This is a genomic window from Bradyrhizobium sp. 1200_D9_N1_1, from assembly GCF_052075915.1.
GTDB lineage: Bacteria > Pseudomonadota > Alphaproteobacteria > Rhizobiales > Xanthobacteraceae > Bradyrhizobium > Bradyrhizobium diazoefficiens.
In genome coordinates, this window is the sequence record NZ_CP197226.1 from 2,516,042 (window position 1) to 2,531,932 (window position 15,891).

Sequence of the window (15,891 nt, forward strand, 5' to 3'; positions counted from 1 at the left end):
TTTGCAATGGTCGGAATGGATGTACGCCGCCGGCTCAATCCGGTCGCGCCAGCAGCTCGTCCAGCTTGGTGAGAAACTGCTTCCAGCCGGCATGCGCGCCGCCATAGGCCTGCTTCTGCGTCGGGCTGAAGCCCGCCTGCTCGACGCGCAGATGCGTGCCCGCATTCGTCGGTGTCAGCGTGAAGGTGACGACGCTTCGCAAGTCGAACGCCGCATCCTCATGCGCGAAATTCCAGGTGTAGGCGAGCGTCTTCTGCGGCTCGATGGTGAGCACCTCGCAGTCCAGCACGCCGCCCCATTCGCCGCGAAGATTGAAGCGATGGCCGACTGACGGCTTGAAGTCGTTCTTCATCAGCCATTCCTCGATCAGGTGCGGCTGTGTCAGCGCGCGCCAGATCCGCTCGGCCGGAAAGGCAAATTCGCGCTCGATGACGACGGCGCGGGTCTCGCTCGAGGTTTCGGTCATTGGTCCATCCTCTTCAGGAGATCGTCGAGTGCGTCGAGCCGGTTCTGCCAGAACCCGGCCATCTGGCTGGTCCAGTCGAGCAGCGGATTGAGCGCACCGGGCTGGGCGCTGTAATGGGTCTGGCGTCCTTCATGGCGGTCGCGCACGAGGCCGGCCTGCTTCAGCGCGCCGAGATGTTTCGAGACCGCCGGCTGGGAAACGCCCGACCGTGCCGTCAGTGCCCCGACCGTCTGCTCGCCCTCGCGGCACAACCGCTCGAAGATCGCCCGCCGGGTCGGATCGGCGAGCGTCCTGAACAGGAGGTCGGGAGCGGTGGACATGCAAATTCCATAACCATTCAGTTATGGATCAATTCATAACCGCAGGGTTATGGGTAAGTCAAGCGTGTTTGGGGCTATTGGATTTCGGTACCGGCCGCAGGCTCCGCTGCACCTCTCCCGCTTGCGGGAGAGGTCGGCGCAAAGCGCCGGGTGAGTGTTCTCTCCTCTTGGGGGGTCTCGATCGCGGAGACACCCTCTCCCCAGCTCTCCCCCCGCGAGCGGGGGAGGGAGCGCACCTTTTTCGTGGCAACAGCAGTGCTCTAAGGCCGCAGATAGAGATATCCCTGCGACTGGAGCTCGGCCAGGCGGACCACGCCGCCTTTCTCCGCGCTGACGAAGCCCGGCAGCAGATCCGTCAGCGTGACGTTCTGCGCCTTCATCGTGTTGCCGCAGGCCGCGAGCTCGACGCCGTCCTTGGAGAACTCGCCGACGCGCTTGCTGACATCGGGGTTGGCCTGCGCCGAGTGAAACGCCTTCAGCGCCGGCCCGTGGATCACCAGCGCGATCGTGACGTGCTCGGGGCCGCCGACGCCGTCGATGTGGTTCTGGATGTTGCCGAGCACGAAATTGACCTTCTCGGCGTCGCTGAGGTGATAGACGACCTTGAGCCTGTTCGACGGCGGAGCCTCGGTCGCGGCCTGTGCGCGGGAGGCGCCGAGCGCCGCACCTAGCGCTGAAACGGCGCTCCACAGGATGTTCCGGCGGTTCATGGCGATCTCCCTCGGCTGCGCCCGAATTTGCCGGACACATATCACTTGTGGCGGAGCGCGGCGAGTTCCTTGCGGTCGGTCACCAGCGAGGCGCACTCGCCGTTGTCGGTGCGGTCGAGGCGGAAAATCTTGTCGTCGGCGCCGGCGACCAGCGATTGCTCGGCCTCGTCATCCGGCTTGTTGTTCTGCCAGACCCTGACCTGTTCGAGCCGAATGATGGCGGACCTGTTGTCCTTGGACAGCGCCACTTCGATGCCGCCGCCTTCGCAGTCGACCCCGCAGCCCATGCGGACTTCGTCGCCCTCCTTGAGAAGCACCGCGTGGCTGCCGCATGACCCGCTGGAGTCGAAATCGCCGCTGCGATGGCGATAGCGGAAGCCCAGGCGGAAGGAATTGTGGAGTTGCTTGTCCTCCTTGTCGGTTTCCGCGGAGATCAGCAGCTTCATCGACGCGACCTTCTGCTTGGGATGCCGCGCCAGGTGCTCGGCATCGTAGCGGCGGACGAAGCAGGCATAGGCCTTGTCACCCGGCGCCCCCGCATAGATTCGGGCCGTGAAGGCGTCGGCTTCGGCTTTTGTGGTTTCCCGGACTTTATCGGCCTCGTCGGCGTGGGCGAGGCCGGTGAATGCGGCAAGGACAAGCGGCAGGAGGAGGGCAAGCTTCATGGTCGCACCGAACGCGTGAGCCGTTGACGGCCCGCGGCGGGACGGTCAGGGCCGATTGGCCGTTAGTCGCGGGCGGAAAGCGTTGCGTTCAAGCGTTCCTGGCCGCACGCCTCGCGGGCAGCCTCGCGCAAGGTTCCCGCTGTAACAATTTGGAAGGAGGGGGTTGGTAAGCCCCTGGTTGTTGCAGATGACTGGTGGCGGTCAAAATGTCCATAAGTCAGAACTTGCCCAACCTTGCGATCGGCTATTCCCTTGCGCGGCTGTTCAAGTTGCTGGGAGCCAGCCTGCTGGCGACGCTGCTGTGCGGCGCGCTCGCATTCAGCTGGCACTATGGCAAGGACATCGCCACGATCCAGATCGCGCTCAGCTATTTCGGCATCGTGTTTTTCGGCCTGACCACCTGCAAGACGCTCTCGACATTGATCTCCGCCAGGGAGCCGGTCCTCTTCATCACCCGTATCGGCATTCGCGACACCAGGATCGCCGATGACACCATCTCGTGGAGATCGGTGAGGGACATATCGATCTTTCGGTATCGCAGCCAGAAGATCGTCGTTCTTCAGGTCGATCCTCTTCTTGCCGGGCGGTTCGAAGGCGGCTTTCTGAAGCGCGTCTTGTCGCTGCTGAACAAGCCCATTGGCGCGGACGGCGTGCTCGTCACGGGCGGCCTGACCATGGACGGCGAAACGCTGTTCGAGACCTGCAAGCAATACTGGACGGCCGGCCGGTTGGCATATTCGGGTCGCGCCGCAGCTGAGCCCGAGCCTGTCCATTAAAGCCCGATGTGTCTTGGCTGAACCAGTGGCGGACTTCGTCGCCCTGAGTGAGAAGCACCGCGTGGCTGCCGCACGACCCGCTGGAGTCGAAATCGCCGCTGCGATGGCGATAGCGGAAGCCCAGGCGGGCCGTTAGTCGCAGGGTAAGCGCGGCGCGTTCACGTTCGCTCCTCCCAGACATCGTCATCATTGGACCGACATGAGATGGATGTTCCGAGCGGTGCTTTAGTCGCTGGTTGGGCCAGAAGGGTTCAAGGTCCTCGCTCCCTGGAACTCGATGTCGCGAGTCCTTCGACATTGTCCCAGTTTGTCAATGTGATAGCCTTCACAGACGATTGCTTCTCGAAATCGTAGGGTGGGGCGGCCTTTGTAAGTTTGTGGAGTCCCCGCGCAATGGGCGAAATTCGCAACTTCAGATCCGGGAATCAGAACGAGCCGCCTTCGCACGGCGCCATGCCTCGTCGTCTCGCAGCAATCATTGTCGGTGACATCGCTTCCTACAGCCGCTTGATGCAGGCCGACGAGGAAGGCACGCATGTCCGCGTCAAGCGGATTGAGCGGGACCTCATCGAGCCCAGTATCGTCGAGCACCATGGAAGCCTGGTGAAGACGACGGGCGACGGCTTCATCGCTATCTTCGATAGCCCTGTTGAGGCCGTTCGCTGCAGCATCGTCATCCAGCAGAATCTCATCGGCCGCAATGCCTCGCTTCCGAAGCACTCCCGGATCGAGTACCGAATTGGCGTCAATCTCGGCGATGTCATCATCGAGCCGGACGACGTTTACGGCGATGGCGTCAACATCGCCACGCGTATCGAGGGCATTGCCGAGCCCGGTCAGGTCTACATCTCGGGCGCGATCTACGAGCAGATCAAGCACAAGGTGGTGTGCGGCTACGAGGCCCTTGGCGACCGCAAGGTGAAGAACATCACCGACCCCGTACGCATCTATCGCGTCCTGCCCGACGCAGATGCCGTCGGCGGGACGCGAGGCCGGCGCGAGAATACCTTGATCTTTCTCCTCAGCTTGACGTTGCTGGTCAGCGCAGCCGGCGTGCTCTGGTATCTTCTGGCGCAGCCGCCCGGCAAGGGAAGCGAGCAGGCCGCCACGCCGACTGCCTCTCCGGTCGCATCTCCTGTCCAGCAGCCTCCGGCGCGCGAATCGGCCGTGCCGACGCCGCAACCGTCGCCCTCGTTGGCTTCACCTGCGCCGCCGGCACCGACGCCGACGCCCAGCCAATCGCCGACGCCCGCCAGCGAGCCGGACATGACCGCCATTCGCGGCGGTAGCTTCACGATGGGAAGCAACGACGATCCGACCGAACGCCCTGTTCACCAGGTCGCGATCAAGCCATTCTCGATCGGCAAATACCCTGTAACGGTGCGGGAGTGGAATGAATGCGCCGCCGCAAAGGCGTGTGGCTTTACGGCGATCGGGAAGGACGACGCCCCCGTCACGAATGTAAGCTGGACCGATGCCCAGCAATATGCGGCCTGGCTGGCGCAGGCGACGAAGAAGCCGTACCGGCTTCCGAGCGAAGCGGAATGGGAATATGCGGCGCGCGGCGGAACGCAGAGCAAATATTGGTGGGGCGACAAGCTCCAGCCGGGCATGGCCGGGTGCAAGGATTGCGGTGACGCAGCCGCCGAGCAGCCGTCGAAGGTCGGCAGCTTCAAACCCAATCCATTTGGACTCTACGATATGGGCGGCGGCGTCGATCAGTGGGTCGCCGATTGCTGGCACAGGACTTATCAAGGCGCGCCCAATGACGGTTCGGCATGGAGCGGTGGGGACTGCAGTTCGCACGTCCTGCGCTCGGGCTCCTGGAAGAACGATTCGAGATACGTGCGGCCGTCCAACCGCGACGGCTACGATACCAATGTTCGTTACCCGACGCATGGATTCCGCGTCGCGCTCGGTCCTTGAGTGCAGGAGTAGATCCGATGCAAATCCTTCGCTGCGTTGCGCTGTCGGCGGTGCTCACATTGCTCCCGGGCGTGGCCTTCTCGCAGGGTAAGGCTGCTCCAAAGGACGCAAAGGTTTATTTCATCACCCCGTATGACGGGCAAAGGGTGCGCGCCGGTTTCCTGGTCCGGTTCGGCTTGCGCAACATGGGCGTGACGCATGCCGGCGACGACTACCAGAACGCCGGCCATCATCATTTGCTGGTCGACGTCAGCGACCCCATCGATCCGAAGGAGCCGATCCCGCAGGACAAGTCGCATCTGCATTTCGGGGCAGGGCAGACCGAAACATTTCTCGAGCTTCCGCCCGGGACCCATACCCTTCAACTGGTGCTGGGCGACGCGAAGCACTATCCGTTCGAGCCGCCTGTCGTGTCGGACAAGATCACCGTGCGCGTCAGGCCGCTGCCTCAGCGCGGCAGATGATCACCGCAGGCTGGCGTTGAACTTGTCCAGGGCCGCCGAGCCCGGGCACAGCGTGTCCGCTTCCAGCGTATTGAGCGGCGTCTCGACCGTGTTGAGATGCGCGTGCAGGTCTTCCGCGTCGGGATCGACATAGAGCAGGCCGGTCACGATCTGGCCCTTGGCGGCGTGCTTCGCGAGGAAGGTCTGGGCGCCGAGCCGGTCATGCGGATCGTAGTCCGCGTCGATCTTGCGCAGCGCGATCTTGCTGCCGTCATGCTGCTCGACCAATTGCACCGTGCCCGGCGCATAGTCCACGGCGATCGGATCGCGACCGACCAGCACGTCGAGCCGGTTCACCGCGTCGTTGTGCTCGCGGACATAGTCAAAGCTCTTGGTCGAGCCGGCATGGTTGTTGAAGGCGATGCAGGGGCTGATGACGTCGATGAAGGACGCGCCCTTGTGGCGGATCGCGGCCGCGATCAGCGGCACGAGCTGGGTCTTGTCGCCGGAGAACGAGCGCGCCACGAAGGTTGCGCCCAGTTGCAGCGCGATCGCCACGAGGTCGATGGCGTTGTCGGTGTTGGTCACGCCCTTCTTGGACTTCGAGCCGCGGTCGGCGGTCGCCGAGAACTGGCCCTTGGTGAGGCCGTAGACGCCGTTGTTCTCGACGATATAGGTCATGTTGACGGCGCGCCGGATCGAATGCGCGAACTGGCCGAAGCCGATCGAGGCGGAATCGCCGTCGCCGGACACGCCGAGATAGATCAGGTCGCGATTGGCGAGGTTGGCGCCGGTCAGCACGCTGGGCATGCGGCCGTGCACAGAGTTGAAGCCGTGCGAATTGCCGAGGAAATAGTCCGGCGTCTTCGACGAGCAGCCGATGCCGGAGATCTTCGCCACCCGGTGCGGCTCGATCGACAGCTCATAGCAGGCCTCGATGATCGAGGCCGTGATCGAATCGTGGCCGCAGCCGGCGCACAGCGTCGAGATCTTGCCCTCGTAGTCGCGATGGGTGTAGCCGAGCTCGTTCTTCTTGAGGCCCGGATGATGGAATTTCGGCTTGGCAATATAGGTCATGATACGGCCTTGCGGAGCGGGGTCACCTTGAGTTGATCCTGGTGATCGCCAATGGCTTTTGCGATGAAACGGGCGGTGATTGGTGAGCCGTCGTAATGCACGATCGGCACGAGGCGGACGGGATCGATGCCGTTCTCGTTGACGATGAGCTGGCGGAGCTGGCTGTCGCGGTTCTGCTCGACCACGTAGACGAAATCGTGCTCGGCGAGGAAGCTCGCCACGCTCGAGTGGAACGGGAAGGCACGGATGCGCAGGCGATCAAGCTGATGCCCGCGTGCCTCGAGCAATCCGATCGCCTCGTCCATCGCGGGGGAGGTGGACCCGAAATAGATCACGCCATATTTGGTCGGCCGTTCCGCATTGGCCTGCAGCGGCCGCGGCACGAGGTCCTGCGCGGTCTCGAACTTGCGCACCAGGCGCTGCATGTTGTCGGCGTAGACCGGGCCTTCCTCGGAGTAGCGCGCATAGCGATCCCGGGACGTACCGCGGGTAAAATAGGAGCCCTTGGTCGGATGCGTGCCGGGATAGGTGCGGTAGGGGATGCCGTCGCCGTCGACGTCGAGATAGCGGCCGAAGTCGCGGCCTTCCTCCAGCATCTCCGCGGTCATGATCTTGCCGCGGTCATACTGCCGCGCATCGTCCCACTTCAGCGGACGGCAGAGGCGGTGGTTCATGCCGATGTCGAGGTCGAGCATCAGGAAGATCGTGGTTTGCAGCCGCTCGGCGAGATCGAAGGCTGCGGCCGCGAACTCGAACGCCTCCGCCGGATCTTCCGGGAACAGCAGCACATGCTTGGTGTCGCCGTGCGAAGCATAGGCGCAGGCGATGATGTCGCATTGCTGGGTGCGGGTCGGCATGCCCGTCGAAGGCCCGGCGCGCTGGATGTTCATGATCACGGCCGGGATCTCGGCAAAATATGAAAGGCCGATGAACTCGGTCATCAGCGAGATGCCGGGGCCGGAGGTCGCGGTGAAGGCGCGGGCGCCGTTCCAGGAGGCGCCGATCACGATGCCGATCGAGGCAAGCTCGTCCTCGCCCTGCACGATGGCGTATTTCGCCTTCCCGGTCTCGGGATCGTGCCGGTACTTCTTGCAATGGGCGGTGAAGGCTTCCGCCACCGACGAGGACGGTGTGATCGGATACCACGCGCACACCGTGGCGCCGCCATAGACGGCGCCGAGCGCGGCGGCGCTGTTGCCCTCGATGAAGATGCGGTCGCCCACCTTGTCGGACTTCTTCACCCGCAGCCCGATCGGGCATTTCAGGTTCTGCAAGGCCCAGTCGCGGCCGAGATGCAGCGCGTGGACGTTGGAGGAGAGCAGCTTCTCCTTGCCCTTGTACTGCTCGCCGATCAGCTGCTCGATCAGCTTCGCGTCCATGTCGAGCAGCGCCGAGAGCGCGCCGAGATAGATGATGTTCTTGAATAGCTGGCGCTGGCGCGGATCGGTGTAGGTCGAGTTGGTGATCGCGGTGAGCGGCACGCCGATCACGGTGATGTCGTCGCGGAATTTCGTCGACGGCATCGGCTTGGTGGAATCGTAGAACAGATAGCCGCCGGGCTCGATACCGGCGACGTCCTTGTCCCAGGTCTGCGGGTTCATCGCCACCATCATGTCGACGCCGCCGCGGGCGCCGAGATGGCCGTCCTCCGTCACCCGCACCTCGTACCAGGTCGGCAGGCCCTGGATGTTGGAGGGGAAGATGTTGCGCGGAGAGACCGGCACGCCATGGCGCAGGATCGCGCGCGCGAACATCTCGTTGGCGCTGGCCGAGCCCGAGCCGTTGACGTTGGCGAAGCGGACGACGAAGTCGTTTACGCTGCTGATCGGCTTTTTGTCGGACATGCTGAACCTGCGTGAGTCATTTCGATCAAATATTTCTGCATGTCCCAGGCTCCGGTGGGACAACGCTCGGCACACAGCCCGCAATGCAGGCAGACATCCTCGTCCTTCACCATCACGCGTCCGGTCTTGAGATCGGAGGACACGTAAAGATCCTGGTCGGGGTGCAGCGACGGCGCCTTCAGTCGCTGGCGCAGATCGGGTTCCTCGCCATTCTCGGTGAAGGTGATGCAGTCCATCGGGCAGATGTCGACGCAGGCGTCGCACTCGATGCAGAGCGAGGTCGAGAACACCGTCTGCACGTCGCAGTTCAGGCAGCGATGGGCTTCGCCGAGCGCGAGCTTGACATCGTAGCCGAGCTCGACCTCGGTGCGGATGTCCTTCAGCGCGATCACCTTGTCGCGGTGCGGCACCTTGAAGCGCTTGTCGACGGAGATGTCGTTGTCATAGCTCCATTCGTGGATGCCCATCTTCTGCGAGGAGACGTGCACCTCCGGCAGCGGCCGCTCGGTGATGTCCTCGCCCGACAGCAGTCTGTGGATCGACAGCGCGGCGTCATGGCCCTGCGCCACCGCCCAGATGATGTTCTTCGGGCCGAAAGCGGCATCGCCGCCGAAGAACACCTTTGGGTTGGTCGAGACGAAGGTCTTGGGGTCGACCTGCGGCATATTCCACTTGTCGAACGCGATGCCGCAGTCGCGCTCGATCCAGGGGAAGGCGTTCTCCTGGCCGACCGCGACCAGCACGTCGTCGCAGGGAATGGTCTGCTCGGGGTCGCCCGAAGGCACCAGGTTGCGGCGGCCTTTGGCGTCGTATTCGGCTTTGACGTGCTGGAAGGTGACGCCGATGAGCTTGCCGGCGACATGCTTGAATGCCACCGGCACCATGTAGTTGAGGATCGGAATATCCTCGTGGATCGCGTCCTCCTTCTCCCACGGCGAGGCCTTCATCTCCTCAAAGCCGGAGCGCACGATCACCGTGACTTTCTCGCCGCCGAGGCGGCGCGCGGTGCGGCAGCAATCCATCGCGGTGTTGCCGCCGCCGAGCACGATCACGCGCTTGCCGATCTTGTCGGTGTGACCGAACGAAACGGAGGACAGCCAGTCGATGCCGATATGGATGTTGGCGGCGGCCTCCTTGCGGCCGGGAATGTCGAGCTCGCGGCCGCGCGGCGCGCCGGAGCCGACGAAGATCGCGTCGTACTTCTCCGTGAGCAGCGCCTTCATGCTCTCGATGCGGTGACCGCCTTTGAACTCGACGCCGAGATTGAGGATATAGCCGGTCTCCTCGTCGATCACGGAATTGGGCAACCGGAACTTCGGGATCTGCGAGCGCATCATGCCGCCGGCTTCCGGATCGGCATCGAACACGGTGCAGTGATAGCCGAGCGGCGCCAGATCGCGCGCCACCGTCAGCGAGGCCGGACCGCCGCCGACCAGCGCGACGCGCTTGCCGTTCTTCGGCGAAGGGCGCGGCAGGCGCTGCGTGATGTCGTCCTTGAAGTCGGCTGCGACGCGCTTGAGGCGGCAGATCGCGACCGGTGTTTCCTCGACGCGTCCGCGGCGGCACGCCGGCTCGCATGGACGATCGCAGGTGCGTCCCAGAATGCCGGGAAACACGTTCGATTTCCAATTGATCATGTAGGCGTCGCTGTAGCGGCCTTGGGCGATCAGTCGGATGTATTCGGGAACCGGGGTGTGTGCAGGACAGGCCCACTGACAGTCGACCACTTTGTGAAAGTAGTCGGGGGCCGCGATATCGGTCGGTTTCATTCCTACCCTGTCCGCGCAGGCCCAAAGACCCGGCGGCCTCTTCTGAGCTTGGCGAACGCTTAACGCGCGTCGATCTGGTTTCTGAATGACGTCATTGGGTTAGCTTATTAGAACTCTTCCGAAGTACAACGGCAAATTTGGGGGATCACCCGCTTTCATGGGAGCTGCGCGTGCACAGCATTAACGGCTGCGCGCAGCAATGCGGCGGTGCAATATGTTGCGGTGCATGGAGGCGCGTCAGCGGTGCGCGATGTCGCTCTTCGCGAGGTCCCACATCAGCGCGTAGGTGCCGACGGAGACGGGAAGCGGGAAGGGCGATGCGGCGGGGCCGGTGAAGCGTTCGGCAATGACAGCCGAGACCGCGCCGACATGCGTGCCGTCGATCAGCACGAACCAGTCGCGTGCACCTTCGTTGCGCACTGCCGGAATCCCGGGCGCTGCGCCCGACAGTTCCGGCTCGCTCTCGAGCAGATGCATCGAGATGATGCCGTCGCGCTTTTCCGGCGCCAGCCTTTCTTGCAGCGCGTCACGCCATGGCGCGGCGTTGCCGGGCGTCGGCCGCAGCCGCACCACGCCGAGCGCAGCTCCGCGTCCGCTGCCGTTGCTGATGGTGACGCGCGCGACGACGCGCAGCATGTCCTTGAAACGCGCCATGGTCTGCCGCGACCAGTCGGTCGGGCTCGCGAGCCGCGCCCGGTAGGCGGGGCTGTCGAGCACGTCGAGCGTCGCGGTCGAATAGAGGCAGAGATATCTGGGATTGGCGGCGTGGGCGACATAGCGCCGTGCTTCCAGGAATCCCTCGATCGCGACACGCTCTTCCAGATGCTCGCGATCGTACCAGCGGTTGAAATCGGCCTCATCGGCCGCGTCGATATTCATCGACGTCAGCAGCATGCCTTTCCCGGCGAGCGGCATTTTTCTTGTCCTCTCATCGCGCGGACTTCGAGGCAAGGTCCGCGATCGACTTCATGACCGCGTCCCTCACGCCGGTATCATAGAGCGAATGCCCGGCTTCTTCCACGATGCGAAGCTCGGAACCCGGCCAGACTTTCGCGAGCGCATGCGCTGTCTCGGGCGGGCACAGCAGGTCGTAGCGGCCCTGGATGATGATGCCGGGAATGCCGGCGAGCCTCCCTGCATTCTGCAGCAGCTGGTTTGCGGTCATGAAGCTGTCGTTGACGAAGTAGTGCGCTTCCATGAACGGCGTCGCCGGTAATGTGCGCCAGACGTTCAGCGAGGCGAGGTCGAGCCGCGTCCGTGCGGGCTTGTGCTCGGACAAGATGCGCTCGGTATCGTGCCAGGCCCGCGCCGCCGGTCCATGCACGGCCGGATCGGCATCGAGGATGCGGCGCCAATAGGCGTCTACCGGCCGGTCCCGCTCCTCGGGCGGCAGCACGCTGAGAAAATCCTCGTGCAGCCCGGGATAGAAATGCGGCAGGCGCACGGTGAAGCCGGTGACGACTTCCGCCCGCGTGCCCAGGAAGGTCGCGCGCAGCGCGATGCCGGAGACGCGCTCGGGATGCGCCTGCGCATACGCCAGCGCCAGCGTCGCGCCCCAGGAGCCGCCGACCACGATCCAGCGTTCGAAGCCGAATTTCTCGCGGATCTTCTCCATGTCCGCGATCAGATGCGCCGTGGTGTTGTGCTCGCGCGAGCCCTTCGGCCGGCTGCGGCCGCAGCCGCGCTGGTCGAACAGCACGGCATGGAGACGCTCAGGATCAAAAAGCCGGCGATGATCGGGCTGGCAGCCGCTGCCGGGCCCGCCATGCAGGTAGATCGCAGGGATTCCGCCGGCGCGGCCGACGCTCTCGACATAGAGCTCAAAGCCGTCGCCGACGTCGAGCATGTCGGAGGTCAGCGGCGCAAAGGGATCGGCACGCCTGAGTGAGCTGGCCGCGTCGGCGTCAGGCGTCATTCTCGGGTTCCAGGGTACCGCCGGCGAAGTTGCGGTAGAGGAAGCGGTTGGTCTCGCCCTCGGCCTCGCGCTCGGCCTGCTTGAAGATGGTCTCGTGCAGCGGCGACAGCGCACAGGCCGGATCGGTGTTGGCGGCATCGCCCGTCAGCGCGAAGGCCTGGCAGCGGCAGCCGCCGAAATCGATCTCGCGGAATTCGCAGGATTTGCACGGCTCCTTCATCCAGCCGGTGCCGCGATAGCGGTTGAAGGCCTCGGAGTTCTGCCAGATCCAGGCGATCGAGTGGTTGGAGCGCACGGATTCGAAGTCGAGCCCGGTGATGCTCTCGGCGGCATGGCAGGGCAGCACCTTGCCGGCCGGCGAGATGTTGAAGAACTGCCGGCCCCAGCCGCCCATGCACTTCTTCGGCCGCAGCGCGTAATAGTCCGGCACGACGTAGTCGATCGAAAGCCGGCCCTTCAGCCGTTCCCGCGCTTCCTCGACGAGGCGGGTGCATTCGTCGAGCTGCGCCACCGTCGGCATCAAGGCGGCGCGGTTCTTCAGCGCCCAGCCGTAATATTGCACGTTGGCGACCTCGAGCCGGTCGGCGTCGAGATCGATCGACATCTGGATGATGTCGGGGAGCTGGTGCAGGTTCTGCCGGTGCATCACCGCATTCACGGTGAGCGGCAGGTCGAGCTCGCGCGTCCACTTCGCGACTTCGAGCTTCTTGCGGTGCGCGTTCCGGTAGCCGGCGACGCGATCGGCAAGGCCCTCCTCGACGCCCTGGAAGCTGATCTGCACGTGGCACAGCCCGGCGTCCGCCAGCTCGCTCAGCCGCTCGCGCGTCAGCAGCACGGCCGAGGTGATGAGGTTGGTGTAGAGGCCGACGTCGCTGGCATGCTTCACCAGCTCGACGAGATCCTTCCGCGCCGTCGGCTCGCCGCCTGAGAAATGCACCTGGAGCACGCCGATCTCGGCGAGCTCGCTCAACACCTTCTTCCATTCCTCGGTCGTCAGTTCCTTGCCCGAGCGGTCGAGCTCGACCGGGTTGGAGCAATAGGGACATTGCAGCGGACAGCGATGCGTGATCTCGAGCAGCACGGCGAGCGGAATGCCGAAGGTCTCCGCCGTCGAGCGCTGCTTCTCCAGCACCGCGAGGCTGTCACTTGTCCCGGGCGGGATTTTGGGATTACCGAGCACATCGCTCATGACGTCTTCTCCCGGGCCTCGGTGAGGAAGCCCTTGTCGGCGAGATCCTGGAGCATGGCGACGACATCGGTGAGGATCGCCTCGCGCGGCGCGGCGTATTTCGCCGCCAGCTGGTCGGAAACGTCGCCAACGCTGCGCTCGCCGTTGCAGAGCTGCAGGACCTCGACCGCGATCTCGTCCGGTGCCAGCACGCGCTCCGGCGCCAGGATCACCCACACTTTGCGCGTCTCGTCGTATTTCAGCTTGGCATGCCGCGGCAGCACGGGGCGGCTCGCCTCGCTGACGCTGATATGACGCGGCCCGGCCATGACAGTTCCTCTTCAGCTCGCCTTTTTAGTTTTCTTTGGGCACGAACGCGCCCGGCGGAATGTGGCCCTCGACATAGGCGTGCTGGAGCGCATCGAGCTGCACCCACAGCACGTTGGTCTTGAAGATCAGCGCATTGCACACGGAGGCACGCTCCTCCGGCGTCCTCGCATGCGTCCTGACATATTCGAGCGCGAAATTGGCATCGCGCGGCGCCTGCGTGAGGCGGCGCTTGAAGTAGCTCATGATATCAGGATTGACGAAATCATAATGCTGCAACATGCCGGCGATGCGCTCTTCGTGGATGCTTGGCGCGAACAGTTCCGTGAGCGAGGAGGCGATCGCCTCCAGCGGGCTCTTCTCGCGGCAGTAGTGGACATAGGCCTCCACCGCGAAGCGCGTAGCGGGGAGAATGCCTTCGGTGGATTCCACATAGGCGGTGTCGAGGCCGAGGCCTTCGGTCAGCTTCAGCCAGCGCTCGATGCCGCCTTCGGAGCCGACATCGCCGTCATGGTCCTCGATGCGGTGGCGCCATTCCAGGCGCGTGGCGCGGTCGCGGAAGCGCGAGATCACCACCGCGTCCTTGATCGGGATCGTGCTCTGGTAATAGTAGCGGTTCAGCGCCCAGGCCTGCACCTGGCCCTTGTTCAGCATGCCGCCGTGCAGCAGCTTATGGAACGGATGCAGGCTGTGATAGCGGGTCGCGCCGATATGGCGCAGCGCCGCTTCCAGCTCCTCGGCCGAGTTGAGCTTGATGTCCTTGCCGATCGAGAGCGCGGTTATTCCAGTCAGTGATGCGGCATTCACAGCACGATCTCCGTTCCATCCGCGGGTATCTGCCAGCCCGCCTGCTCGGCCGCTTTCCGCTCGGGTGAAGCGGGCAGCAGCGCCGGGTTCGAGTTATTGATATGCAGAAACAGCTTCCTGTCGATATCGAGGTCGGCGAGCCGCGCGATCGCGCCGTCCTCGCCGGACATGGCGACATGCCCCATGCTCTTGCCGGTCTTGTGGCCGAGCCCGGCTTTGATCATCTCGTCGTCCTGCCAGACCGTGCCGTCGAAGAACACCAGCGCGGCGCCGTCGATCTCGGCCTTGAGCGCGTCGGTCACTTCGGCGCAGGCGGCGATGAAGTAGAAGCACTTGCCGGTTGTCTTGTCGGTGATCTTGAGCCCCAGCGTATCGCCGTCGCCGGTCTCGCCGCCCGGATGCGCCTTGCCTTCCAGGTACCAAGCCGATTTGCCGGGGACCGCGAACGGCAACACCTCGATTCCAGACCGCGCACCGTCAACCAGCCGCGGCTCGAACGGCTCGCTGATGGCGATCGGCTGGCGCCGCACGTTCTTCTCGTTCAGCACGTTGAAGATGCTGTTGGCGCTGAGGATCGCCAGCACCTTCTCATGCGCATAGACCGTGAAGGGCGAGCCCTCGCGCATCGACAGCAGGCCTGCCACGGCATCGACCTCGCCATTGGTCAGGATCACGCCCGCGACCGGCGTATGACGCAGCGCGCCCGGCTTGGGGTGCAGTTGCGGCGTGGCATTCAATTGCTGGCGCAGATCGGGGGAGGCGTTGATCAGGAACCAATGCTCACCGTCGCCGCTGAAGGCGACCGAGGCCTGGGTTCGCAAGAGCTCATCGCCGATGGCACGGGCCGTGCGGCAACCTTCGCAGCCACAATTCCATTGCGGCACTCCGCCGCCGGCCCCGGCGCCCAGGACGACGACGCGAAGCATGATCCGTCTCCTGGAGGCAACGTCGCGAGGTGGATCTCAGGCCGACACGAAATCTATCTTCCGGAAATGCATCGTGACCGGAAGACATCGTAGCCGAGAGTGCCCGACCGAAAGAACCACCTGCGCAGAACGCAAACTCACCAACCGCTTACTTGCGGGTGGCGCTCACATACATGTTGATTTCCATGCCGCAGGGCACTTCGACGATCTTCGGGGCTTTCCAGGCCATTTGGCTCTCCATTTTCGTGAATTCGGACGCATCCGCCCACGGGTTAAATTACTGCGGGTGGAAAAGTTCGCCAGTGAAATTTTCCCGACCTAAGTAGTAGGCTGGCGGAATTGTTGCACTGCAAAGAGAGCGTATTGCGGCCGTAAAGTTGAGCGAATGACATAAGAAAAATTACCGATAGGTCGTGATCCCTGTCGGGATAAACCAGTTGTGAGTATGGAACGGCTTCCAATCGGCTACAGGCGACCCAATCTGGACCTCGGTGATGCCCAAATATTTCTTCAACACCCGCATCGGCGATGAATTGATCGTGGATCCCGAGGGCGAGGATCTGCGGAATCCCGATCGCGCCTGGGAGGTCGCCCGCCAGATGATCCTGGAGGTCCTGAGATCGGAAGGGACCCAGCCGGCGCTGCTGGAGGCGGTGATCGAGGTCACCGATGTCGACGGCGAAGTCGTGCTGGAGTTTCCCTTCACCGAAGCGCTGCTGGACATGCCGGATCAGTCCGCGACGAGGCATTAG

18 protein-coding genes are annotated in these 15,891 nt (G+C 63.9%); 4 read left to right on the forward strand and 14 right to left on the reverse strand.

The annotated features are described in order from the left end of the window. Positions 1-34: 34 nt before the first annotated feature. From AB5K84_RS12165 to AB5K84_RS12180, 4 genes are all read right to left on the reverse strand, one after another. On the reverse strand, positions 35-466 hold the full coding sequence (locus AB5K84_RS12165) for an SRPBCC family protein (protein WP_011089490.1): 432 nt from the start codon (positions 464-466) through the stop codon (positions 35-37). Next, on the reverse strand, positions 463-786 hold the full coding sequence (locus AB5K84_RS12170) for an ArsR/SmtB family transcription factor (RefSeq protein WP_011089489.1): 324 nt from the start codon (positions 784-786) through the stop codon (positions 463-465). The genes AB5K84_RS12165 and AB5K84_RS12170 overlap by 4 nt, the downstream gene beginning before the upstream one ends. 260 nt (positions 787-1,046) lie before the next feature. Continuing rightward, positions 1,047-1,496, reverse strand: coding sequence for a DsrE family protein (locus AB5K84_RS12175; protein ID WP_028174550.1), 450 nt, complete (start codon positions 1,494-1,496; stop codon positions 1,047-1,049). A 41-nt stretch (positions 1,497-1,537) separates the two neighbouring features. Further along, positions 1,538-2,161, reverse strand: coding sequence for a hypothetical protein (locus AB5K84_RS12180; protein ID WP_011089487.1), 624 nt, complete (start codon positions 2,159-2,161; stop codon positions 1,538-1,540). 206 nt (positions 2,162-2,367) lie between these two features. Between AB5K84_RS12180 and AB5K84_RS12185 the strand changes: the two genes are divergently transcribed. The 3 genes from AB5K84_RS12185 to AB5K84_RS12195 all read left to right on the forward strand — a co-directional run bounded on the left by AB5K84_RS12185 (position 2,368) and on the right by AB5K84_RS12195 (position 5,327). Continuing rightward, positions 2,368-2,937: an STM3941 family protein gene (locus AB5K84_RS12185; RefSeq protein WP_028174552.1), complete on the forward strand. Its 570-nt coding sequence runs from the start codon at positions 2,368-2,370 to the stop codon at positions 2,935-2,937. A 393-nt stretch (positions 2,938-3,330) separates the two neighbouring features. Next, entirely contained in the window at positions 3,331-4,863 is a 1,533-nt protein-coding gene (locus tag AB5K84_RS12190) for an SUMF1/EgtB/PvdO family nonheme iron enzyme (RefSeq protein ID WP_011089485.1), read from the forward strand. Positions 4,864-4,880: 17 nt separating this feature from the next. Beyond that, positions 4,881-5,327: a DUF4399 domain-containing protein gene (locus tag AB5K84_RS12195; protein ID WP_028174554.1), complete on the forward strand. Its 447-nt coding sequence runs from the start codon at positions 4,881-4,883 to the stop codon at positions 5,325-5,327. On the opposite strand, the gene AB5K84_RS12200 is transcribed toward AB5K84_RS12195, so the two are convergent. The 10 genes from AB5K84_RS12200 to pqqA all read right to left on the reverse strand — a co-directional run bounded on the left by AB5K84_RS12200 (position 5,328) and on the right by pqqA (position 15,368). Continuing rightward, complete coding sequence (locus AB5K84_RS12200) at positions 5,328-6,383, reverse strand: 2-oxoacid:ferredoxin oxidoreductase subunit beta (protein ID WP_011089483.1); 1,056 nt, start codon at positions 6,381-6,383, stop codon at positions 5,328-5,330. Beyond that, complete coding sequence (locus AB5K84_RS12205) at positions 6,380-8,227, reverse strand: 2-oxoacid:acceptor oxidoreductase subunit alpha (RefSeq protein ID WP_028174555.1); 1,848 nt, start codon at positions 8,225-8,227, stop codon at positions 6,380-6,382. The genes AB5K84_RS12200 and AB5K84_RS12205 overlap by 4 nt, the downstream gene beginning before the upstream one ends. Continuing rightward, on the reverse strand, positions 8,197-9,996 hold the full coding sequence (locus AB5K84_RS12210) for an FAD-dependent oxidoreductase (protein WP_011089481.1): 1,800 nt from the start codon (positions 9,994-9,996) through the stop codon (positions 8,197-8,199). Before AB5K84_RS12210 ends, AB5K84_RS12205 begins: the two co-directional genes overlap by 31 nt. 237 nt (positions 9,997-10,233) lie before the next feature. Then, entirely contained in the window at positions 10,234-10,911 is a 678-nt protein-coding gene (locus AB5K84_RS12215) for a DUF4286 family protein (protein ID WP_011089480.1), read from the reverse strand. Positions 10,912-10,924: 13 nt separating this feature from the next. Beyond that, positions 10,925-11,911 (reverse strand): prolyl aminopeptidase, encoded by a 987-nt coding sequence (gene pip / locus AB5K84_RS12220; protein ID WP_161533614.1) that lies wholly within the window; start codon positions 11,909-11,911, stop codon positions 10,925-10,927. After that, positions 11,901-13,100, reverse strand: a complete 1,200-nt coding sequence (gene pqqE, locus AB5K84_RS12225; RefSeq protein ID WP_060908680.1) for a pyrroloquinoline quinone biosynthesis protein PqqE — start codon at positions 13,098-13,100, stop codon at positions 11,901-11,903. Before pqqE ends, pip begins: the two co-directional genes overlap by 11 nt. Further along, on the reverse strand, positions 13,097-13,408 hold the full coding sequence (pqqD, locus tag AB5K84_RS12230; protein WP_060908679.1) for a pyrroloquinoline quinone biosynthesis peptide chaperone PqqD: 312 nt from the start codon (positions 13,406-13,408) through the stop codon (positions 13,097-13,099). The genes pqqE and pqqD overlap by 4 nt, the downstream gene beginning before the upstream one ends. Before the next feature lie 25 nt (positions 13,409-13,433). Next, the gene (gene pqqC, locus AB5K84_RS12235; RefSeq protein WP_271551393.1) at positions 13,434-14,213 is read right to left on the reverse strand and encodes a pyrroloquinoline-quinone synthase PqqC; all 780 of its coding nucleotides are present in this window, start codon (positions 14,211-14,213) and stop codon (positions 13,434-13,436) included. Further along, positions 14,210-15,139, reverse strand: a complete 930-nt coding sequence (gene pqqB / locus AB5K84_RS12240) for a pyrroloquinoline quinone biosynthesis protein PqqB (RefSeq protein WP_011089475.1) — start codon at positions 15,137-15,139, stop codon at positions 14,210-14,212. The genes pqqC and pqqB overlap by 4 nt, the downstream gene beginning before the upstream one ends. A 148-nt stretch (positions 15,140-15,287) precedes the next feature. Then, on the reverse strand, positions 15,288-15,368 hold the full coding sequence (gene pqqA, locus AB5K84_RS12245; protein ID WP_007595659.1) for a pyrroloquinoline quinone precursor peptide PqqA: 81 nt from the start codon (positions 15,366-15,368) through the stop codon (positions 15,288-15,290). 265 nt (positions 15,369-15,633) lie between these two features. Here pqqA and AB5K84_RS12250 point away from each other — a divergent pair, with 265 nt between their 5' ends. Continuing rightward, positions 15,634-15,891: a DUF6894 family protein gene (locus AB5K84_RS12250; protein ID WP_028174561.1), complete on the forward strand. Its 258-nt coding sequence runs from the start codon at positions 15,634-15,636 to the stop codon at positions 15,889-15,891.